Below are 21,103 nucleotides of genomic sequence, written 5' to 3'. Positions count from 1 at the left end.
CAATAGTAATATTTAAAGTTACGATTGTCCGATAAACATACCAAGGTTTTTTTGCCACAGATTCACAGATTTATATATTTTGTGATAAATATTTTTTTACCAAAAATCTATTTTTAATCTGTGAATCTGTGGCTAATTTTTTAAAAACGTTGATGCGTGATTTACTAGGTAATAGTTAAGGAAAATATTGTAAAAAAATTAAGGAAGACTGTTCAGATGACGCGCAAGATGCATCCCCATACTAAAACAAGCTTGCAAGAGATAGCCTCCGGTAGGTGCATCCCAGTCGAGCATTTCACCAATGCAATAATTACTTTTTTTATCTTTTAGTTGAAAATTTTCGTCCACAGCATTCAGTTGGATACCGCCTGTCGTTGATATCGCATCGTTCAATAACGCAGCACCGGTAATTTCGAGGCTTAATTTTTTAATATTTTGAGCCAATAATTCTGGATTCAAGTAGATTTCTTTCGAAAGGTATTTTTTCAAAAGTCCAATTTGAGCGGGACTCAATTTTACTTCTTTCTGTAATGTTTCGCTCGTCTTTTTAAAAGTTGATTTTCTAATTTTGTCAAGCAAATCTTCATGACATAAGGTTGGTTTGAGATCTAGGAAAATTGTAGCTTTTTGTTGACTTTCCAATTCTTCCCGAATGTGTGGACTAAGTGCATAAATAGCATTTCCTTCTAAACCGAAACGTGTGATAACCGCTTCGCCTTTTTGTCTTTTATTCAAACAGCTAATCGCAATATTTTTAAGCGGACTGCCTTCATGTTCCAAGATGAAATCTTCCGGCCAGTTCACCCGATACGCACAATTCGAAGATTGAAAAGCAACGATAGGAATATTTTTCCTTGCAAATAAATCTAGCCAGGCACCATCAGAACCGGTGATCTTCCAGCTACCACCGCCCAGGGCAAAAATGGTGTAGTCGGATTTTATTGCTGTATCTGTATTGAAAACGATGTCATCTTTGTTCCTCCAGCCCGTCCAGGTGTGTTGGTATTGAATAGCGACCCCTTGCTTAGTCAAAACAGCCAGAATTGCGTTGAGTACTGTTATGGGTTTGATGCCACTTTCAGGATATACTCGTTTGCTACTGCCAATATAGGTTGGGATACCGATGGTATCTATCCACTGTCTAAAGTCTTCATTATCAAAATCAAGCAATGCTTTTTCCAAAAAATGAGGTGGTGTATAGCGTGCAATCAATTCAGCAATGGGTTCCGAATGGGTGAGGTTAAATCCCCCTTTTCCGGCCACCAAAAATTTCCTTCCCAGTGTTTTGTTTTTTTCGTAGACTGTAACCTTGAATTTCTCACAATCCAATAATGCAGCCAGTATAAGTGCTGCGGGTCCTCCTCCAATAATTGAAACTGATTTTTTCACGTCACAAAAATAGGTTTTGTTTTTCCCATAAATGCCGTTACGTATTTTATATTAGCCAATGTATATGTAAAAAATAAAAAAGGCTGTTCAAAATTATTTTGAACAGCCTTTTTAGAAATTTTTTATCCACTAATATTTTGCCGACTCTCCGGCTTTCGGCAAGGACTGTTTTATAAATTGTCTGATATCCTCGTTGGCAGTTTCTAAATCTACTTTTCTCAAATACATCATGTGCCCGCTTCTGTAACCTTTCCAGGACATTCTGTCATTTAGTCTTCCGCTTGGATCCATTTGCCACATGTTGTATTTCGAGTTGAAATAATCACAAGCCCCGTCATAATAGCCGGACTGAACCATTACATGCAAATACGGATTTTGAGCCATGGCTTGTCTCAGGTTTTCTCCAGTTTTATCATTGGAATCATCCCAAGGCCGCACAGAACCAAACATATTGTATTTGAAATCGGTTTTGTAATTCAAATTATTGCGCAAGTACATATTGATGGCAGGAGTAAAGGAGTGGAGCCAAGAAGTAAGTTCGGCATTAAAATCAGGACTGTCACCAGCGGTTTTACGGTCAATTCCTTTGTAACGAGAATCTAATCTTCCTACGGTAAATCCTTGATCGCGCAACAATTCTTTCCAGAAATAATCATAGGGAACATCTAAATTATTTTGTGTAACCACTTTTTCCGAAAGCCCGGAATAGCGCGCAATTTTGGACGCCATTTCTTTTCTTTTTTGATCGTCCAATGCGCCTCCTTTGCTCATTGCGGGAAGCAGTTCATTTATGGTAAATTCTTCTACTTCAGGCAGCATATCCGTTAAATCTTTGTTCTGTAAATCAGCAGGTAATTTTTTATGGAACCAAGCCGTAGCAGCAAAATAAGGCAGTTTCAGTGCTGCTTCAGAAGCGACTCCACGAGTGATTCCCAATTCAGTTGGAGATACTAAAATAACGCCGTTCAAATACATCCATTCACTGTTTTGTAATTCTAGTGCCAATCCGGAAACACGCGTAGTACCATAACTTTCACCAATGAGATATTTGGGTGAAGCCCAACGATTGGTTCGGGATACAAATCCATTAATCCAATCAGCAAGGTATTTAATGTCGGCATTTACACCAAAGAATTTAGTGGTTGGTATTTCTTTACTTGTTGCTCTTGAATAGGCGGTATTAACAGGATTTACAAAAACAATATCGGCAACATCCAATATCGAATATGGATTTTCCTTGATTCCATAAGGCTGTAAGGGATAGCCTTCATCATCAATATTAATTAAAGTGGGACCCGTATAGGCAATCTGCATCCAAACCGAAGCGGAACCTGGACCGCCATTAAAGGAGATGACTAAAGGGCGGGCAGCACGATCTTTTACATCAGAACGCTCATAATACGTGTAAAATAATCCGGCAATTGCTTTTCCATCCTCATCCCAAACCGGCATCGTCCCAGTTGTGGCTTTGTAAGGCACTTTTTGACCTTTGATAGTTGTGCTGTGTTCTGTTATGACCTGCGAATCCGGATTGAAAATAAGATTTGCAGCTGAATATTCTTCTTTTGGAGCAGGAGTAGCTGCTGGTGTTTTTGATGGTTGGGCATGCATTGTCGTAAAAAATCCAACTAAGAGCAACGATAGTACTGTTTTTTTCATAAAGAGATCGGTTTGAGGTGTTTTTAACAACAATTTTTGATAAAATTTAATTTCACTAATGTATTGTTTTTTATTGGAGCATCTATAAAAGAATGCAGAATTATGATTTTAATGCGTTTGACCTGTCATTCAAGCACCTGGAATAGGAATCAAATAACTGTTGTGTTTGCCCTGATTTTCTGATTACCTTTGCATCATGGATAAAATTTTTCGTCCCAACCCTAATTCTTTCAAAAATACTTTCTGTGTATTTGATGAAATTTCTATTGATGCTATAAATGGATTGAAAATTCAGTATGACAGCAAATCGGGCAGTAAATATTATTATACTAAAACGGGAATGTATCGGTTGTCCAATCATTGGGGACGATTAGCTAATAGCAAATGGCGATTAGAACCTTTAGAACCAGAAACAATTTCTAAAATTAAATTGGGTTATGCTTCTTGGGATCGTTTTTATCCAGATAATGCTATAGAAGAACTCTATTATTTAGAAGCAAATTATCTAAAGAAAACAGTCAATTACCAACACAGAAATAATCCAAAGTATGATAAAAAAGCGATCTTGAGAACCAGTTTTGAAACCACTAAACGCATCAAGCAGATCCGGAATTTATTCAATCTGACTTCGTGGGCTAACTATTTTGATTGCGACGATATTGATCTTTTGAGAGAGAAAATTATCAATCAATTAATTTTTACCACTAAAACGTTAGAGGAAATAAAAAAAGAATTTATTTGATGCCAGCCACGGAATCATCTGAAAAATCTTGATTTTTCGCCTTTTAAGTAATAACCATAGTATAATGTCGTGTTTTAAAATCAGGATAAAATTATGTAACAATCTGATTTAAAGTCGTTTTACTTAAAGTTAATTCTTTTGACTTTACGCCTTTTAAACTTTCGACTTACTTAATAGACTGCTTCGTGTTTTTAATCACATAAAGAAATCAATAATAAATCATTAGTAGTGATAGGTTTAGACAGGTATCCCAGAATATTTTCATATGATTTAGATTTGTTTTTATCTTCAACTGCAATGGAGGAACTCACGATATACACAATGATTTGTTTATCAAATAAAGATTTTATAAGTCCCATTTCTTCCATAAATTCCCAGCCGTCCATTATTGGCATATTAATATCCAATAAAATGATATCCGGAAGTGCAGCATTATTTTCTACAGCAATATGAAGATGGTCAATTGCTTCTTTTCCATTTTTGAATGATGAAACCCTCGAAAATATTTCGGACCTTTGAATTATTTTATTTACGATAATTTGGTAAATGGCATCATCATCGACTATCCAGATTGCTTTTTTTGTCATTGAATATAGATTTTAAATGTTGTTCCAATATCGGGTTCACTTTCCACGGTGATATTTCCTCCCATAGCATCAATTTTATTTTTAGTAATAAACAATCCAATTCCTTTTGAATCAGAATTAGGGGTAAAGGTCTTGTACATTCCAAAAATTTTATCGGCATTTTTAACCAGATCAATCCCAATGCCGTTATCCGAAATTTGAAGGACTTTCATCTCGTTTTCTATAACCAAAGTAATTTTTATGATGGGTTTTCGCGAGGGATGTCTGTAACGAATAGAATTTGAAATAATATTATAAAGTATGCTTTCCAGATAAGCCGGATTATAATTTATCATTATTTGATCTGAAATGGCTGAAATAATAGTGACTTCATGGGCCATAATTTGTTCCGAAAGTACATTTTGTGTTATCTGAATGTACTGTTTTAGGTTCAAAGGTTCGGATACTAAACCAATATTTGTGCTTATGTTTACGACTTCATTCAGGTGTAACATGGTTTCGTTCAGCGAACTAGAGACTGTTTTTAAAAGTTCCATCATTTCTGCTCTTTCTTCTTCGGATTCTGAGGAGGTGATTAATCCTATAATTGAAGTAATATTGCTAGTATGTGATCTTAAGTTATGAGAAACGATATAAGAAAAATTCAGCAATCTTTTATTTTGTTCCGTAACAAGAGTAAAGGATGATTTTAACTCTTTTTCAGCTTCTTTTGTTTTAGTAATATCAATCATAATGCCTTGTAATCTTGCTACTTTACCATTTTCAATGACAACATTTGCGATGTCACGCAGCCAAACTACATCCCCATTTTTGGCAACCATCCGATACTCAAAATCAAGGTCTGCCTTGTCATTTATTTGTATAGTACAATAATTCTGAACCCATTCACTATCTTCTAAATAGAGATGGTCACTCCAAAAAGTAGGGCTTTTAAGCCATTCTTCAGGGGTATAACCTAATATGTTTTCAACTTTCTGACTAATGAATTTAAAAGTAAGATCAGTAACACCGCATTCCCAAACAATTCCGTCAATGGTATTGATCAGCGATTTAATTCTTTGTTGGGAATCTATAATTATTTTTTCAGAGTATTTACGATCAGTAATGTCTTGTGTGGAAACAATGATTCGTTCAAATGTTTTTTCATAACCACGAATAACATTCCATCTTAAGTTAATGTCCCGTAATTTGCCTTCTGAATCTTTTATTACGGTTTCAATAATAAATTGTTTGTTATATTGAGTGATTGAGACCAAATTTTTTATGAAATCTTCTCTGGACTTCATATTAAACAATTCTCCTTTAATACTTATTAATTCCTCTAATGAGGAAACCTTATAAAGCAACAAGTTAGCTTTGTTAACATTGATAACTTTAATTAAAGAATGACATTTGTCAACAACTGCGGGATTATTGTTGAAATATTCTGTTACCTTTTCTTTGTTTTCCCCAAACAAATTTAATTCCTCCAGATATTTTTTAACATCTAAAAAATCCTCTTCTCTAAGAGGTAATGGAGAGTCCAGAAAAAGGCTTTTGAACCGGTCTTCACTTTTTTTGATTAATTGCTCCGCTTCTTTTTTTATTGAAATATCCTCTATAATAGCGATATTAGTGGATGCTTTTTTATTTTTTTTATAGAGTGCTGATACCGTAAGATTGACCCAAAGGATAGTACCAGTTTTTGTAAAATACCGTTTTTCCACTGAATACTCAGTAATTTCACCATTCCGGAGTTTTTCAAGTTTTATTAAATCATGTTCTAAATCATCGGGGTGCGTTACTGATTGGAAATTTAAGTGTTTCATTTCCTTTTCAGAATATCCTAATAATTGGCAATATTGGTTATTGATTTCAATAAAATTACCGGTTAAGGAATTTATGTGCGCTATTCCTACAGGTGCCTGATCAAATATGGCTTCAAATTTTATTTCAGAATTCAATAATTTTGTGGCCTGAGCATTTACAAGAGACTGCAATTCTTTTGGTATTTTCAGTACTATAAATAGTAAAACACCAAAAAGCGCAGCAAAAAATACACCAATAATTCCAGGAATTAAAATTTGAGGACAGAGGTAATTCTCGTGTTTTGATATCAGATATAATTTCCAGTTGCCATCCGGAATAGAAGTTGAAATAGTATAATTTTTTGAAAATTTAGTTCTAATGGGCAAATAGAAAATTTCTTTTTGTTTTTCAATATCAAATTTTGAAAACTGGAAGTAATATTTAGAATCATCAATATCTGTTATCCCTGAAGTTTCTAAAAAAGTTTCTAATGTAATGATAATGGCTGAAAATCCCCAAAATTTATTGTTTTCAAATACTGGAAACCGTCCTATAATTCCCATTCCGCCTTGTTTTAATTTCAAAGGCCCGTCAAAATACATTTTTTGGGTTTTTATAGATTTTAAAGATTCCTTTTTTTGATGGGGTGCTGTTAAAACATTTAATTCTAAGGATGCTTCATTTCCTTTTAAAGGATAGATGTACTTAATTATTCCATTAGGAATCAGCAAAATTGCACTGATGTTGGTATTTGTTTCAATCAGTTTTTTACTTACGGAATCAAAATTTTCAGGAACACCTTTGTCATTGATGGTCAGTGCTAATGTTAACGTTGAAGTGTAACAGTTTTTAAGCGATTGATGAATGTTTTGACGAACAAAATGAAGAATAGTATTCATTTCGCGTTGTTCATCTTCTTTTATTAGTTGGTATTGCTGCCAAACGATGAAACCAGTGAGACAACTTAAAATGAGAAATGTCATGAAGCCCATTGTCCTGGGCTTGTCTATAAACCATCGGATGAATTTATTATGTTTTTTTTTAGACATTATGTAGTATTTTTAGTAGGTTTTTGGGGCAATATCATTAAAAAAATAAATATATAAAAAATAAAGATTAAAGTATATTTTTTTTTTGGATTTAGTTGCAGTATTAATTTTTGTGTTTTATATGTTTTTTAGTGTATTTACAGTATATGCCTCATAATCTTTGATATCAAAAAAAAATGATTTTCGCAAAAAAAAAGTACACTACGGAGAAGATATTTCAAAGCCCATTTGAAAATTTAAAGCGTAAAGTAGCCTGTTGACAATTAAAAGAAGCACTATCAAACTAAAAACAATTTTAATTTCAATAATTAAACCGAACTTTGCAGTAGTTTTTGAATCGAAAAATTGATTCAACATTTGATAATTTAGAGCGCAAGAGCATGAGTAGAAATAACGAAAAAAATATTAAAAAACACAACGATAAGTTGCACAAAGCGCAGGATAAATTAAAACAAGCTGAAATGCTGCGCAAGGAAAAACTAAAGCAAATCACTAAAAAATTTAATGAAGATAAGGCTTCAGAAAAACAATGTAACTACATCATGGAAAAAAATAAATTTAGCGAAGTAAAAAGTGGCGTTCAGCAAATAATAGATTTTATTGCTAAAAAAAATGCCCGGGAAGCCAATACTAAATTAGCAGAAGTTAGCGAGCAATTAGATGAACTCCTGGATTTTGCCGAAGAGGATGAAGACCTAATGGAGATAAGCCGCTATCAAGTCTTGTTGAACCAGTTGCATCAAAAAATAGTAGGGTTAAATGGACAGGCAACCGAATCCATTTAAACGAATTTTATCAAAGAATGATCAAAAATAAATGTTATTGCGGTTTTGATAAAAATTTCCAGGATTGTTGTGAACCCATTATTAATGGAGTAAAAAAAGCGACTACTGCGGAGTCTTTAATGCGTTCCAGATATTCAGCTTATGCAACGCATCAAGTAGATTATTTGTTAGCCACGACCCATATTACGGTGAGAAAGCAGCATTCAAAATCTGAAATTCTAAATTGGGCCACCTCAAATAAATGGCAGCAATTGGAAATTATAGAATCCACAGAGAACACGGTAGAATTCAAAGCTCATTTTTTAGACACCAAACTTCATAAACAAATTCATCATGAATTTTCTACTTTCAAACTTGAAAATGGATGTTGGTTTTATGTGGACGGACAATTTTTTTAGGTAGCTTTTTTTGGACTTTATCGTTTTTAACTAAAAATTAATAAATGTTTGTATAGCATACATTTTTTATTGGTGTAATTTTATTGGCTATGAAAAATGACACTAAAAAAGGTTTTTATTTCAAGCAATACGAAGCCCCCTTTCAGTCTCCGTTTGATAAGCTCTTTGGTATTTTTAAAGAATTAATTACACATACTTCAGGAGATTTTGATGAAGCAATCGACTGGTTACGGGAATTGGACAAAGAATATAAACTCACTGATGAACACTACAGTATTGATGATTTTATTGAAGATTTAAAGAAAAAAGGATACATCCGCGATGAACTTAAAGAGGATGGAACTGCTGGAATTGGTATTACTGCCAAGACGGAGCGTGCCATTCGGCAACAAGCCTTGGACAATATTTTTGGTAATCTGAAACGCTCCGGAAGCGGCAATCACAAGACTAAACATTCCGGAAACGGTGACGAACATACCGGGGAATTTCGGGAATTTCATTTTGGTGACGGACTCGAACGAATTTCCTTGACCGAAAGTTTACGCAATGCCCAAATCAATAACGGAGTAGCAGATTTTATGTTGACCGAAAATGATTTAGTTGTCGAAGAAACGCAATATAAATCACAGATGAGTACTGTTTTGATGATCGACATCAGCCACAGTATGATTTTGTACGGTGAAGATAGAATTACTCCCGCCAAGAAAGTAGCAATGGCTCTTGCTGAATTGATTACGACACGTTATCCAAAAGATACTTTAGATATTCTGGTTTTTGGAAACGACGCTTGGACCATTGCAATTCGGGATCTACCGTATTTAAAAGTGGGCCCTTACCACACCAATACAGTTGCCGGTTTACAACTAGCCATGGATATTCTGCGCAGGAAACGAAACACCAACAAGCAAATTTTCATGATTACCGATGGGAAGCCAAGTTGTGTCCGCGAAAAAGACGGTTCCTATTATATGAACAGTAACGGACTCGACGAATATATTGTGGATAAATGCTACAATCAGGCGCAGCAAGCCCGAAAACTACACATTCCAATCACCACATTTATGATTGCGAATGATCCGTATTTGCAAAAATTCGTCAATAAATTCACCGAATCAAATCAAGGAAAAGCATTTTATACCGGATTAAAAGGACTGGGTGAAATGATTTTTGAGGATTATGAAACCAATCGTAAAAAGAGAATAAAATAGTAATTAGTCACAGTCTCAGTTGTCAGTTCGAGCGCAGTCAAGAACAAATTGACAGTTAACAATAATAACAATTTTAAAAGCAATATGAAAATAGAAAATATAAAAACTCTCGGAGAATTAAAAAAATCAGGTTACAAAAGTATAAACATCAAAGATGAGTTGCGTACGAACTTAAGAAATAAAATTAAATCAGGACAACCAACTTTTGAAGGTGTTCACGGTTTTGAAGATACCGTAATTCCGGAACTAGAACGTGCTATTTTGTCGCGTCACAACATCAATTTATTAGGGCTTCGTGGTCAAGCCAAAACCCGATTGGCGCGCAAAATGATCGAATTGTTGGACGAATACATTCCGTTTGTGACAGGTTCCGAGATTAATGACGATCCGTTGCAGCCCATTTCTCGTTTTGCCAAAGATATTATTGAAACTAAAGGCGATGCAACTCCCATTTCCTGGCTACACCGAAGCGACCGTTTTTTCGAAAAATTAGCTACGCCGGATGTAACCGTTGCAGATTTGATTGGAGATGTCGATCCAATTAAAGCAGCAAATTTAAAACTGTCCTATGCGGATGATCGTGTGATCCATTTTGGGATGATTCCAAGAGCGAATCGTTGTATTTTCGTTATCAACGAATTACCGGATTTACAGGCGAGAATCCAAGTAGCACTATTTAATATTTTGCAGGAAGGCGATATCCAGATTCGTGGATTCAAATTGAGAATGCCCCTTGATCTGCAATTTGTATTTACAGCAAATCCAGAAGATTACACGAATCGTGGGAGTATTGTAACCCCATTAAAAGACAGGATAGGTTCTCAAATCCTGACACATTACCCGGAAACCATTAAAATTGCCAGAACCATTACAGAGCAGGAAGCAAAACTGGACGCCACACAAAACAATATGGTTTACGTGCCTTCGTTAGCGAGAGATTTATTAGAACAAATCAGTTTTGAAGCAAGAGAAAGCGAATATATTGATAACAAAAGTGGGGTGAGTGCCAGATTGAGTATTACCGCTTTTGAGAACTTATTAAGTACTGCAGAAAGAAGGGCTTTGAAATCCGGAGTAGATAAAACAACGTTGCGATTGTCTGATTTTATGGGAATTATTCCTGCTATTACCGGAAAAGTCGAATTGGTTTACGAAGGAGAGCAGGAGGGAGCCGCCGCTGTAGCACAACATTTATTGGGCGATGCGATCCATACTTTTTTCCCTGCATATTTTCCAAAAATCGAAAAATTAGAGAAAGAAGGTGTCAAAAATGCCTACACGGATATCATCGAATGGTTTTTTGCCGAAAGTGGTTTCGAATTATCAGACGATTGTTCTGATGAAGAATACGAAAGAATATTAGGAAGTATTGTTCCTCTTGAAATTTTAATCAAAAAATACCAACCGCAACTGGAAAAAGAAGATAAATTTTTCATGAAGGAATTTATTCTTTGGGGATTGGTTGAATATAAAAAACTAAGCAAAGACCGTTTTTCTAAAGGGTATCAGTTCAAGGATATTTACGGAAGCTTTATTAGTAAATTGTAAATAACATACGTTTTTTACACTATAAGTCATTTAAGGAATCACTATTGTGTAGTTCCTTAAATGACTTTTTTGTTTGAAAATTGATGTATTTTTGGCGTTTTTTCTAGAGAATAAAATAAGCATCCCATTTATTTATTTCTTTATCGGCGTTACTGATTTTTATTAGTCTACCTTGCCTCATTGACCGTCTAAGCAGTCAAAAAGAAAGACATGGAAAATAGCTTTGAAGCCTTGATTGCTACTTATATTGAAAATAAGGTAGGCATATCCGAACATTTTTTGAGTACCGATTTAGCTAATAATCTAAAACAAAATTTGATTGTTTTAAACCAAAATAGTCTGTTGACGGAAGCAGGAATTGGTAACGCAGAAAAGGTTTCTTATGATGGTGCAATACGAAGCGATTCCATTTATTGGTTGGATAAAAAACACAACAACGCATTCGAAAATGAGTTTTTTGCTCAAATAGAAGCTTTTATTATTTATTTGAATGAAAGTTGTTATGCTGGAATAACGGGATATGAATTTCATTATTCGTTGTATGAATCGGGCGATTTTTATCTCAAACATTTGGATCAATTCAAGAATAATCCCAGCCGAAAATACTCTATGATCAGTTATCTGAACAGCAATTGGCAAGAAAGTGACGGTGGTGAGTTGCTGATTCATCAAGCTAATAACAATCAAAAAATAGCCCCAACTCAAGGTAAAACAGTTTTCTTTAAGAGTGACGAATTAGTTCATGAAGTTTTGGTCACCCAAAATACCAGAATGAGTATTACGGGATGGTTGAAGAGTGATTAATATTTCTAAAAAAAAATACTCAGTTTCCCTTTATCCGCGTAACTATTTTTTGAAGTAATCGCTTTCCGTCCCTTTTGTTTTTAGGAACTTCAACCGCTTTTAGTTCTGTTTTGCTTGCAATAAATTGATAGCTGAAAGCAAATTGAGGGTTTTTTGAATCGTCATTTAACAGTCCAAAGCGCAAATCATTGAAATATAAAGATTTATTTTTATTAGAAATAATATACCAGCCTTCGCTCGCTTTTTTTAGTTTTTCAAAATCTGAATTTCCTTTTAGCTGCGATTCTAGAAATTTATTTTTGCTATAAGCAGTAAATAAAATGGGTTGCGTGTCAAAAAGAGAGTAGTCGCCTAATGCGTAATTGTTTGCTGTGGCTACGTTAGCATTCTACAAAATGAGGTTGAAAGCGGTGGGTTTTACGATGATTTCAGAATACTGAATTTTTTGTTTTGTTAATGCTTTTTCAAATTGGTTCAAGGCATATACTTTTATAAAACAGGACAAAAGGAGATACGCACTACTGATGGATAATCCTCTAATTATATATTTTTTGCGAAGTACTGCGTTTTTTGTTTTCCAAGTCACAATCAATGTAATAATTAGTGGAATGGTGTACAACGGGTCAATTACAAAAATGGTTTTTAACGCAAATCTATAGTCTAAAGGCCATAAAATTTGTGTACCCCAAGAAGTGAACATGTCCAATAACACATGGGTAAACAAACACCAAAACGCCATACGAGTTGCCTGAAAAAAGTTGATTTTATCTCTTTCTATTTTTGAAATAATCCAACCCAAAACAGGCGATAAAAATAGAAAAAGAAAAAGAGAATGACTGATGCCACGGTGAATCAGGATGGCATCTACAGGATTTAAAAACAATCCCACTACAATATCTAAATCGGGAATTGTGCCCAGAATTGAACCATATAAAATTGTTTTATTTTTGAGCTTTTTGCCTGCGCATACTTCGGCAATGGCAATTCCTAAAGCAACTTGAGTAAAAGAATCCATTCTGTAAAAGTAGCTGAAATCAATAGATATCTTGATGACCAGTAGTAAATTTTTGGTGTGAATTACACTTTTTTTTATTGTACTTGAAAAAGTATCTTAAAATAAAACTATACTGATCAGTAGAGATTTTAAAATAAATATGTGCTATCTTGTCCCATAATAAATAAACCAAGCTATGTATAAAATTCATACTATTGATTTACACTTTCAATCCGAAAAACATTCTATTGGTGCTTTTTTAATTGAAACCGAAAAAGGTCCGATACTTATCGAAACCGGACCGGAATCTACTTGGGAGTATCTTGAAAAAGGAATCCAGAAGATAGGGTATGAGATCAAAGATATTCAGCATGTATTCCTGACGCACATTCATTTTGACCATGCCGGAGCAGCATGGAAATTGGCACAAAATGGCGCTAAAATATACGTACACCCCATTGGAATTCCACATTTAGCTAATCCAGAAAAATTATGGAATTCGGCCAAAATGATCTATACCGATAAGATGGAGCTTCTTTGGGGGAAAATGGAATCTATACCTGAGCAACAATTGATTGGGGTTACGGACGGTGATGTTGTAGACTTGGGAGATGTTCAAATAAAAGTATGGTATACACCGGGTCATGCTGTGCATCATAATGCGTATCAAATTGAGGATGTGATATTCACTGGGGATGTGGCCGGAGTAAAAATAGGAGATGGTCCCGTTGTTCCTCCTTGTCCTCCCCCGGATATTAATATTGAATTATGGAAACAATCCCTTAGAAAATTAAAAGATTTAAAGCCCAGAGCCTTGTATTTAACACATTTTGATTTTCAAAAAAATCCGGATGAATTACTATCAGGATTAGAAATAGTTCTGGATGATTGGGCTAGTTTTATCAAACCTTTTTATGACAATCAAACTCCGCCAGAAAGTATAGTTCCTCAATTTATGGAATACACCAGAAAGCAGTTTTTGGACAAAGGACTCGATGCGGAAGAAATTCAAACCTATGAGTTTGCTAATCCAAGCTGGATGTCTGTAAATGGTTTATTGCGGTATTGGAAACTCAAAGAACAAGGAAGGATTTAAGATTGCCATAATTTGATGGCTAAATTCTCCTTTTGTACTACTGAAACCGGATGCGTACTATTCTTGTTCTGGAAATATTACTTTCAATACTTTCATAAAAGAGCAAAAGGAAAGACAATAAATGGTAGTTTTACCCTCTAAAAATTCGCTATGCTATTTCTTGTTTTAAGTATTATTTGCAGTGTCACTGTGGGAGTGTTGTTTAAAATGGCTCGCGGATATGAAGTCAGTCCTATTCAAATTGTTGCTTGGAATTATGTATTTGCGCTTATTCTTTGTTATTTTTTCTTCAGTCCGGATCTTACCAATATTGGCACTTTAGCACCTTGGGGAATTTATGTTTCTCTTGGGGTTTTGTTGCCAGCAATCTTCCTTTTTTTGGCGACTTCAATCAAACAAGTAGGGATTGTAAAAACGGATGCTGCTCAAAGGCTATCTTTGTTTATTCCTATTTTAGCGGCTTGGCTACTCTTCAAAGAGGATTTTACTATCCTAAAAATAGCGGCGCTTTTGGCAGCATTTCCAGCGCTGTTGCTAATCCTTGATAAACCTTCTGAAAACACAAAAAATAAATGGATCTATCCTGCGGTGGTGCTATTAGGATTTGGAATTATAGACATCCTTTTCAAGCAAATTGCCCTTCACACCACTTTGCCATATACAACGTCATTATTTGTAGTTTTTGGAATTGCGTTGTTTATTATGATTGGCGCTGTTATTTATAACGTGATGATAACTAAAGTCTCATTAAACTTCAAAAATATTATTTTTGGTGGTATGGTAGGTGTTTTCAACTTTGGAAACATACTCTTCTATCTAAAAGCGCATAAGGCTTTCGCTGAAAATCCTTCAACGGTTTTTGCCGGTATGAACATGGGTGTAATAGTAATGGGAAGTCTTGTTGGGATTTTTATTTTTAAGGAAAAACTAACTAAAATGAATTTTGCTGGACTTTTTCTGGCTTTAATAGCGATTGTTTTAATCGTAATCTCGCAGATCATTTAAAGAATAAGTTGCAACTAAAAGAGTTTTCATATACAATTTTTGGTTTTTTTGATTGCATTTAAAGCAAAAGTATCCGATCTAAAAGCGGATCTACAGTCGAATCAAAATTCCGTAAAACAAGGTTGCATAAAAAAGTGATATTTTTTGCATTTAATTTCACAGAATCATTGTTTTTTTTATAATTTACCGTATAAGTAATAACCATGGTATAATGTCGTATTTTAAAATCAGGATAAAATTATGTAACAATCTGATTTAAAGCTGTTTTGCTTAAAGTTAATTCTTTTGACTTTACGACTTTTAAACTTTCGACTTACTTACAATAAGTTATTGGTCCGAAACTGGTGTAATGGAATAGAAAATTAAGCACTAAATATTCAAATATATGTTGTTTTATATAATTGCAAGTTTAATGCGATTTTCAAGGTTGGTTCAGTTTATTTAACAATTTCAAAAATAAATAAATAAATAACAAGATAAATGATTAAAGGAAAAAAAGCAAAATGGATTAGGAAGTCTCACCGATATTTAGGGATATTTTTGGGTCTTCAATTCTTAATGTGGACTATTAGTGGACTATATTTTAGTTGGTCAAACATTGATGATATTCATGGAATGCAATTTCATAAAAAAGGAATTGTTGCTGAGTCGTTTTCAGGTTTAATTAGTCCTTCACTTCTTCATCCTTCGATAGCAATTCAATCTATCGAATTAAGGAAAATAAATAATCAACCTTTTTATTGGGTGAATGAGAAGATGCTTTATAATGCGAAAACTGGAAAATTAAAAAATGGGATCTCTAAAAAAGAAGCATTGTCAATTGCAGATAAATACATTATATCGGGTTTAAAAGTAAAAGAAATACAACTCATTAAAGAAGTAGGGAAACACCATGAATATAGAGAGCATTTACTACCTGCCTACGTTATTTCATACCAAGAACCGGATAATTTAAAAGTTTATATTTCAGTCAATGACGGAGGTTTTCAGACGATTAGACATAGAAATTGGCGATGGTTTGACTTTTTATGGATGACCCATACCATGGATTATGAAGGTCGAGATAATATGAATAATATTGTTTTGCGACTATTTTCATTGTTAGGGTTAATAACTGTTTTAAGTGGTTTTTTACTTTGGTATATCTCTTCGCCTACCGTTAGAATAATCTGGAAGAAAATAAAAAAATAATTTAACATAATAAAACAAACCATAAAATCAATTTAAAATCAAAAACTATGAGAAAAATAATTCTAATACATTTCTTTATTTTACAAGCATTAGTAATTTCGGCACAAGAAAAAGTTCAAATAAAACTAACTTCGGCAAGTCCATCTGCATCATTTGAACAAGAATTGGGTAGCACAATGATTAAAGTTTCTTACAGCAGACCACTAGCAAGAGGCAGAAAAATATTTGGTGAATTAGTGCCTTTTGAAAAACTTTGGCGAACTGGCGCTAGTGATTGCACTTTAATAACTACTAACGAAGATATTGTATTTGGAAATACTACTTTAAAAATGGGTAGCTACTCAATATTCACAATACCTTCTAAAAAGGAGTGGACAATAATTGTAAATGCAGATACAACATTACACGGCGAAACTGGATATGATGCCAAAAAAGATGTTTTTCGTTTAACAGTTCCTGTAGAAAGCATATCTAATTTCTATGAAACATTTACAATCGAAATAAATGATATTAACAGCAAAGGAGAGGGGTTTCTAAAAATAATATGGGAAAATTTGATGATTAAAATTCCATTAAAAAGTAAAGCAGATGAAACTATTTTAACAGTAATAGATAAAAACATCATTAAAGAAAAAACCCTTGATGCTAATTTATTATTTCAAGCAGCAAACTATTATTACAGTACAAACAGAGATTACAAACAAGCAGTGGCTTGGCTTTTAGAAGCCGCGAAATTGGATCCAGATAATTTTTATTATCCTAATTTGAGACAAAAAATAGCAACGGAATTAAAAGACTATCCAAGTGCAATTGAAGCAGGTAAAAAAGCTTTATCTATAGCAGAATTTAAAAAAATGAAAAGTGTAGAATCACTCAAAAAACAAATTTTAGAGATGGAGTTACTATTGAACAAATAAATTAATTTTAAATCAAAAATTATGAAAATGAAACACACAACAGAAGAGCATACACAAGAATCAAGTTTAACTATGTACAAAAAATTGACGATTATGATAGTGGTGTCATTTATAGCTATGTACATACTAATGTATTCAATGGTAGATATTTTATCTATATTTATAAGGGGTTAGAAGGGTAGAGGTGTACAAAAGGAGTCCTGATTTTGATCAAGTAACTATCTTTAGTGTTAGTAAAAACAATTTGTATTTTTTATTCATTCAAAAACTGCTGAGTTCTATACTTTGTTTTTATGATAAAAAACGTTCTTTCTGTGATGGAAAAAATATTGAAATGAATCGCTTAGCTTTTGACAACTTTTCTTCAATTTTGTTATATACAAAGCTAAGTTGCTTTTCATTCAAGTCTAACACTGATACAAATTTATCATTTATATTTTAGTTAATTTTACCGCCTTAACAGTAATTCGTCCTTTTGTTTCTTTAATTAGATGCTATGTCACGTCCTAATAATGATTTTACTGCTATAACAGTAAAATGATAAATTTTTTAATGATTTAAGCCGTGCGTGTTATTAAATTGTATATTTTTACCGCTAAAACAGTATATAATGAATGATTTTGATTTAGGTGCTTTAATTAAAGACCATCGAAAAAAAGCAGGACTTACACAGCTTGAACTAGCCGACTTAGCTGGAGTAGGCAAGACCACTGTTTTTGATATTGAAAAAAATAAAGAGACAGTTCGTTTGAATAATCTTTTTGCAGTACTCCGAGTGCTAAATATTAAAGTAGAATTCAAAAGTCCTTTAAATAAATAATTATGAGAAGAGCAATTGTATTTGCACACGGAAAAAGAGCTGGAATTTTAACGGAAATTGCTGCTAACGACTATCATTTTGAGTACGATGAAAATTATGATGGCGAAGCGGTTTCATTGACTATGCCTACAACTCAGAAAAAATATAGCTATACATTTTTTCCACCGTTTTTTGAAGGGCTATTACCTGAAGGTGTAATGTTAGAGGGATTACTACGTATTGTCAAAATTGACAAAAAAGATTACTTCTCTCAACTGATAGCAACGGGAAATGATTTAGTGGGAGCAGTAACGGTTAAATTGATGGAAGATGAATAGATGTCCTATTACGTATGACTTGTGTGGTACAGATAAGTACAGTAAAAAAGGATTACGCATGATAGCTCCTAAGCTGGCTTATTTAAATGATTTACCTTATACAGCTGTTGAACTTCGTCAGGAAGCCGCAAATAGAGCTAAAAAGCTATCCATTCAGGGAGTGCAACCAAAGCTTAGTGCGGCTATTTCAATAGTGGATCAAGAATTTAAAATTGTGGACCAATTTGGAACGTACATTATTAAGCCACAAAATGATTTATTTCCACAATTACCGGAAAATGAAGATGTAACTATGCGAATGGCGAAAGTGTTTGGTTTAGAAGTGCCATTTCACGGGATGCTATATGGCAAAGATGGTAGTTTGTCTTATTTCATTAAACGTTTTGACCGCTACGGTAAAGGAAATAAGTTCGCAACAGAAGATTTTGCTCAATTGACTGGGAATACAAGAGACACAAAGTATCGTTTTACGATGGAAAAATTGATTCCTGTACTTGATGAATATTGTTCATTTCCCGCAATTGAAAAAGCTGATTTTTTTAAAAGAATTCTTTTTTGCTATCTGACCGGAAATGAAGACATGCATTTGAAAAATTTTTCGCTAATTACCAAAAATAGAAAAACAACACTGACACCTATTTATGATTTTCTAAATTCTACAATAGCGATTAAAAATCCTGACGAAGAAATTGCTCTAACTTTGAAAGGAAAAAAAAGTAATTTAAGAGCAACTGATTTTATAGATTACTACGGCAAGGAAAGATTACAACTCAACGAAAAAATTATAGCAAGTATTCTCGAACAAATGAAAAAAGCAACTCCTGAATGGAAGGAGCTGCTTGAAATTTCTTTTCTTACTGATAGAATGAAAGAGAAGTATTTGGAGTTGTTGGAAAGTAGGGTAGGGATGTTTTAGTAATCTCCGCAAAAATGCGGTGAATAAGCAACTTATTCACCGCATTCATTAAATTTGATTAACAGGTAGTTTTTGAAGTGTAACAAATGTATGAATTAAACTTAATAGAAGAAAACTAAAATACTGCTAAATCAATGGGAGTCAACTAATAGAAAGTAAAGTTAAAGAAAGTGCTTTTATTTCCCGATGCAATAAGTAATAATCCTTGTTTTTAAAGGGCTAAGAAGGGCAGAGGTGTACAAAAGAAGTACTGTTTTTAATGAAATAGCCATTAAAGACGACAAAACAAATTATGTTTTTTTTAACTTAAGAATGATTTCTTCAAAATCTTCTTTTATAAACTCCCAATATTTTCCTTTGTAGCAAATTGGGTCAAAATCATCATCTGCTTGGTCAAAATTAGTGAAATTTTGAATAATTAAATTTTTATCATGTGTATATGGATAGCGTTGTTCGTGAAATTCTATCATTTGCATGATGCTGTATGAGTCTAATAAATCGTGTAAATCCCAGAAGTCTTTTTTTCGACCACCTCTTTGAATAACATCAACTTTCATAGCAATAATTTCCTCAATAGTAGCCATTCTTATACCATCTTCTTCTATAAATGGTTGAATATAAGTGTCAGTGTAAAATATATCTAATTTTACTGTATTGTCTTTGTTTTCTCCAATAAAATAAGCCTTTCCCATTGCAGGTGGGAGATCTAAAAAATCAACGTACTCAAAATTGCTTTTCAAAAAATCTTCAATCTCTTTAAAGTTTAGTGTTCCATATTCTACATCACTAAATAAATCAATATCAATGGATTCTCTATGTCCTATTTGTAAACTCAATGCTGTACCGCCTACAAGCCTAAAATCATTGAATACATCGGATTTCATTAATTGTAGTAAACTGTTTTTCAGTAAATCATTTACAGTATTATAGTGTAACATTATGCGCTTTCTTTATTATTGTAAATAGTGTACGGTTTACGATTGCTTTGTTCAAGTGCAGCTTTTACGATTGTATTTTTATAGAAGCGTTTAATTTCTTCTTTTTCAATATCATTGCCACGTTCAAATATTCGTTTAATAATTGCTACACTTTGTTTTTGCCAGTCTATTTTAGAAATATCAGTATCCCAAAATAAAGATTTTCTTAAAAGTGTTAAGTCTGGAGTATTTTGTTTTGCTTTACTTTTTTCTTCCTTAATGTCAAAATAGGTTTGTAGAAGAGCAAGAGATCCTTCTTCTAAGCTTAGTTTTTCTTCAATTTTCAAAGCCAGAGCTATATTGAGTTTCCTTCTGCCTTTAATGATTACATTTATTGTTTGTGGATGTTCACCAATAGAAAGGGCAAAAGGACGTTGTGAAATCGCTTTTTTGTCAAGTAAGCGTTCCAATATTATCCCAGGATGTATGCCTTTATATTTTTCGATTAATGTATTCATAGTACAAATGTAAACAATTTTGTTTACATCATTGTAAAGACTATCCTAAAATTAGTATTTTGGCAAAATTGATTAAGAAAAAATATTCGAATAGGTATAAAATAAAAAACAACCTATTCTCTGCAAAAAATGCGGTGATTAAGTTGATTATTCACCGCATTTTTTGAATTATATGTTTTTGTAATGCTCTATCTCTCTTTTAATTTCTCTACCGCCTTCTAATTCTTGTTCCTCAAAAATAGTATTAATGTGGTTTTCCAATGGTTTTTATATCTCTATCAAAAAACATTGCCAATTGATGACGATTGAGCCAAACAGTATCATTATCAAGATTAACTTGAAGTTCAATTGTATTGTTGGCAGATTTGTATATTTCTATTGGATATTCCGGGTCAAACTGAACACCCCATTCCGGTTTAAACTGTACAGGTGATTCCGGAGCAAAGTGAACACCC

General features: G+C 33.4%; 20 protein-coding genes and 1 pseudogene. 13 read left to right on the top strand and 8 right to left on the bottom strand.

Annotated elements, in window-relative coordinates:
* Nucleotides 1-198: 198 nt before the first annotated feature.
* Together EKL96_RS13675 and EKL96_RS13670 are read right to left on the bottom strand one after the other, a co-directional pair.
* Complete coding sequence (locus EKL96_RS13675; protein ID WP_126463330.1) at nt 199-1,389, bottom strand: NAD(P)/FAD-dependent oxidoreductase; 1,191 nt, start codon at nt 1,387-1,389, stop codon at nt 199-201.
* A 129-nt stretch (nt 1,390-1,518) separates the two neighbouring features.
* Nucleotides 1,519-3,048, bottom strand: a complete 1,530-nt coding sequence (locus EKL96_RS13670) for a S10 family peptidase (RefSeq protein WP_126463328.1) — start codon at nt 3,046-3,048, stop codon at nt 1,519-1,521.
* A 196-nt stretch (nt 3,049-3,244) separates the two neighbouring features.
* On the opposite strand from EKL96_RS13670, the gene EKL96_RS13665 reads away from it, so the two are divergent.
* A complete protein-coding gene (locus tag EKL96_RS13665) occupies nt 3,245-3,790 on the top strand; it encodes a hypothetical protein (RefSeq protein ID WP_126463326.1) in 546 nt (181 codons plus the stop codon).
* A 191-nt stretch (nt 3,791-3,981) separates the two neighbouring features.
* Here the strand turns inward: EKL96_RS13665 and EKL96_RS13660 are convergent, their stop codons facing one another.
* Both EKL96_RS13660 and EKL96_RS13655 read right to left on the bottom strand, forming a co-directional pair.
* Nucleotides 3,982-4,377, bottom strand: a complete 396-nt coding sequence (locus EKL96_RS13660; protein WP_126463324.1) for a response regulator — start codon at nt 4,375-4,377, stop codon at nt 3,982-3,984.
* On the bottom strand, nt 4,374-7,214 hold the full coding sequence (locus EKL96_RS13655; RefSeq protein ID WP_126463321.1) for a PAS domain S-box protein: 2,841 nt from the start codon (nt 7,212-7,214) through the stop codon (nt 4,374-4,376). Before EKL96_RS13655 ends, EKL96_RS13660 begins: the two co-directional genes overlap by 4 nt.
* A 380-nt stretch (nt 7,215-7,594) precedes the next feature.
* Between EKL96_RS13655 and EKL96_RS14655 the strand changes: the two genes are divergently transcribed.
* From EKL96_RS14655 to EKL96_RS13630, 5 genes are all read left to right on the top strand, one after another.
* Nucleotides 7,595-7,999 (top strand): hypothetical protein, encoded by a 405-nt coding sequence (locus EKL96_RS14655; protein ID WP_317125148.1) that lies wholly within the window; start codon nt 7,595-7,597, stop codon nt 7,997-7,999.
* A 17-nt stretch (nt 8,000-8,016) separates the two neighbouring features.
* The gene (locus tag EKL96_RS13645) at nt 8,017-8,397 is read left to right on the top strand and encodes a YchJ family protein (RefSeq protein WP_126463319.1); all 381 of its coding nucleotides are present in this window, start codon (nt 8,017-8,019) and stop codon (nt 8,395-8,397) included.
* Nucleotides 8,398-8,486: 89 nt separating this feature from the next.
* Nucleotides 8,487-9,605, top strand: coding sequence for a vWA domain-containing protein (locus EKL96_RS13640; RefSeq protein WP_126463317.1), 1,119 nt, complete (start codon nt 8,487-8,489; stop codon nt 9,603-9,605).
* 84 nt (nt 9,606-9,689) lie between these two features.
* Nucleotides 9,690-11,153 carry a magnesium chelatase gene (locus EKL96_RS13635; RefSeq protein ID WP_126463315.1) on the top strand — a complete coding sequence of 488 codons (1,464 nt, stop codon included), beginning with the start codon at nt 9,690-9,692 and terminating at the stop codon, nt 11,151-11,153.
* Between the two features lie 210 nt (nt 11,154-11,363).
* On the top strand, nt 11,364-11,957 hold the full coding sequence (locus tag EKL96_RS13630; protein ID WP_126463313.1) for a 2OG-Fe(II) oxygenase: 594 nt from the start codon (nt 11,364-11,366) through the stop codon (nt 11,955-11,957).
* A gap of 388 nt (nt 11,958-12,345) precedes the next feature.
* Here the strand turns inward: EKL96_RS13630 and EKL96_RS13625 are convergent, their stop codons facing one another.
* Nucleotides 12,346-12,972 (bottom strand): metal-dependent hydrolase, encoded by a 627-nt coding sequence (locus EKL96_RS13625; protein WP_126463311.1) that lies wholly within the window; start codon nt 12,970-12,972, stop codon nt 12,346-12,348.
* A gap of 175 nt (nt 12,973-13,147) precedes the next feature.
* Between EKL96_RS13625 and EKL96_RS13620 the strand changes: the two genes are divergently transcribed.
* From EKL96_RS13620 to EKL96_RS13590, 7 genes are all read left to right on the top strand, one after another.
* A complete protein-coding gene (locus tag EKL96_RS13620; RefSeq protein ID WP_126463309.1) occupies nt 13,148-14,047 on the top strand; it encodes an MBL fold metallo-hydrolase in 900 nt (299 codons plus the stop codon).
* 150 nt (nt 14,048-14,197) lie between these two features.
* Nucleotides 14,198-15,052 (top strand): EamA family transporter, encoded by an 855-nt coding sequence (locus tag EKL96_RS13615; RefSeq protein ID WP_126463307.1) that lies wholly within the window; start codon nt 14,198-14,200, stop codon nt 15,050-15,052.
* 480 nt (nt 15,053-15,532) lie between these two features.
* Nucleotides 15,533-16,243, top strand: a complete 711-nt coding sequence (locus EKL96_RS13610; protein ID WP_126463305.1) for a PepSY domain-containing protein — start codon at nt 15,533-15,535, stop codon at nt 16,241-16,243.
* 47 nt (nt 16,244-16,290) lie between these two features.
* Entirely contained in the window at nt 16,291-17,160 is an 870-nt protein-coding gene (locus EKL96_RS13605; RefSeq protein WP_126463303.1) for a DUF2911 domain-containing protein, read from the top strand.
* Nucleotides 17,161-17,770: 610 nt separating this feature from the next.
* Nucleotides 17,771-17,980 carry a helix-turn-helix transcriptional regulator gene (locus EKL96_RS13600; RefSeq protein ID WP_126463301.1) on the top strand — a complete coding sequence of 70 codons (210 nt, stop codon included), beginning with the start codon at nt 17,771-17,773 and terminating at the stop codon, nt 17,978-17,980.
* A gap of 2 nt (nt 17,981-17,982) precedes the next feature.
* On the top strand, nt 17,983-18,297 hold the full coding sequence (locus EKL96_RS13595; protein ID WP_126463299.1) for a HipA N-terminal domain-containing protein: 315 nt from the start codon (nt 17,983-17,985) through the stop codon (nt 18,295-18,297).
* Nucleotides 18,290-19,213 (top strand): HipA domain-containing protein, encoded by a 924-nt coding sequence (locus tag EKL96_RS13590; protein ID WP_126463297.1) that lies wholly within the window; start codon nt 18,290-18,292, stop codon nt 19,211-19,213. The genes EKL96_RS13595 and EKL96_RS13590 overlap by 8 nt, the downstream gene beginning before the upstream one ends.
* A gap of 290 nt (nt 19,214-19,503) precedes the next feature.
* Here EKL96_RS13590 and EKL96_RS13585 read toward each other — a convergent pair whose 3' ends face one another.
* The 3 genes and pseudogenes from EKL96_RS13585 to EKL96_RS14240 all read right to left on the bottom strand — a co-directional run.
* Nucleotides 19,504-20,151: a nucleotidyl transferase AbiEii/AbiGii toxin family protein gene (locus tag EKL96_RS13585; protein WP_126463295.1), complete on the bottom strand. Its 648-nt coding sequence runs from the start codon at nt 20,149-20,151 to the stop codon at nt 19,504-19,506.
* The gene (locus EKL96_RS13580; protein ID WP_126463293.1) at nt 20,151-20,648 is read right to left on the bottom strand and encodes a transcriptional regulator; all 498 of its coding nucleotides are present in this window, start codon (nt 20,646-20,648) and stop codon (nt 20,151-20,153) included. Before EKL96_RS13580 ends, EKL96_RS13585 begins: the two co-directional genes overlap by 1 nt.
* A 244-nt stretch (nt 20,649-20,892) precedes the next feature.
* Nucleotides 20,893-21,103, bottom strand: a pseudogene (locus EKL96_RS14240) (hypothetical protein); the annotation flags it as partial.

The sequence above is a fragment of the Flavobacterium sp. LS1R10 genome, assembly GCF_003968825.1.
Classification (GTDB): domain Bacteria; phylum Bacteroidota; class Bacteroidia; order Flavobacteriales; family Flavobacteriaceae; genus Flavobacterium.
The sequence above is the reverse complement of the archived record's forward strand: the minus strand, read 5'-3'. Positions and strand labels throughout refer to the sequence as shown.

Coding starts and splice junctions, on each gene's coding strand:
- EKL96_RS13670 (WP_126463328.1), bottom strand. CDS start 3,048: ATGAAAAAAACAGTACTATCGTTGCTCTTAGTTGGATTTTTTACGACA.
- EKL96_RS13665 (WP_126463326.1), top strand. CDS start 3,245: ATGGATAAAATTTTTCGTCCCAACCCTAATTCTTTCAAAAATACTTTC.
- EKL96_RS13660 (WP_126463324.1), bottom strand. CDS start 4,377: ATGACAAAAAAAGCAATCTGGATAGTCGATGATGATGCCATTTACCAA.
- EKL96_RS13655 (WP_126463321.1), bottom strand. CDS start 7,214: ATGTCTAAAAAAAAACATAATAAATTCATCCGATGGTTTATAGACAAG.
- EKL96_RS14655 (WP_317125148.1), top strand. CDS start 7,595: ATGAGTAGAAATAACGAAAAAAATATTAAAAAACACAACGATAAGTTG.
- EKL96_RS13645 (WP_126463319.1), top strand. CDS start 8,017: ATGATCAAAAATAAATGTTATTGCGGTTTTGATAAAAATTTCCAGGAT.
- EKL96_RS13640 (WP_126463317.1), top strand. CDS start 8,487: ATGAAAAATGACACTAAAAAAGGTTTTTATTTCAAGCAATACGAAGCC.
- EKL96_RS13635 (WP_126463315.1), top strand. CDS start 9,690: ATGAAAATAGAAAATATAAAAACTCTCGGAGAATTAAAAAAATCAGGT.
- EKL96_RS13630 (WP_126463313.1), top strand. CDS start 11,364: ATGGAAAATAGCTTTGAAGCCTTGATTGCTACTTATATTGAAAATAAG.
- EKL96_RS13625 (WP_126463311.1), bottom strand. CDS start 12,972: ATGGATTCTTTTACTCAAGTTGCTTTAGGAATTGCCATTGCCGAAGTA.
- EKL96_RS13620 (WP_126463309.1), top strand. CDS start 13,148: ATGTATAAAATTCATACTATTGATTTACACTTTCAATCCGAAAAACAT.
- EKL96_RS13615 (WP_126463307.1), top strand. CDS start 14,198: ATGCTATTTCTTGTTTTAAGTATTATTTGCAGTGTCACTGTGGGAGTG.
- EKL96_RS13610 (WP_126463305.1), top strand. CDS start 15,533: ATGATTAAAGGAAAAAAAGCAAAATGGATTAGGAAGTCTCACCGATAT.
- EKL96_RS13605 (WP_126463303.1), top strand. CDS start 16,291: ATGAGAAAAATAATTCTAATACATTTCTTTATTTTACAAGCATTAGTA.
- EKL96_RS13600 (WP_126463301.1), top strand. CDS start 17,771: ATGAATGATTTTGATTTAGGTGCTTTAATTAAAGACCATCGAAAAAAA.
- EKL96_RS13595 (WP_126463299.1), top strand. CDS start 17,983: ATGAGAAGAGCAATTGTATTTGCACACGGAAAAAGAGCTGGAATTTTA.
- EKL96_RS13590 (WP_126463297.1), top strand. CDS start 18,290: ATGAATAGATGTCCTATTACGTATGACTTGTGTGGTACAGATAAGTAC.
- EKL96_RS13585 (WP_126463295.1), bottom strand. CDS start 20,151: ATGTTACACTATAATACTGTAAATGATTTACTGAAAAACAGTTTACTA.
- EKL96_RS13580 (WP_126463293.1), bottom strand. CDS start 20,648: ATGAATACATTAATCGAAAAATATAAAGGCATACATCCTGGGATAATA.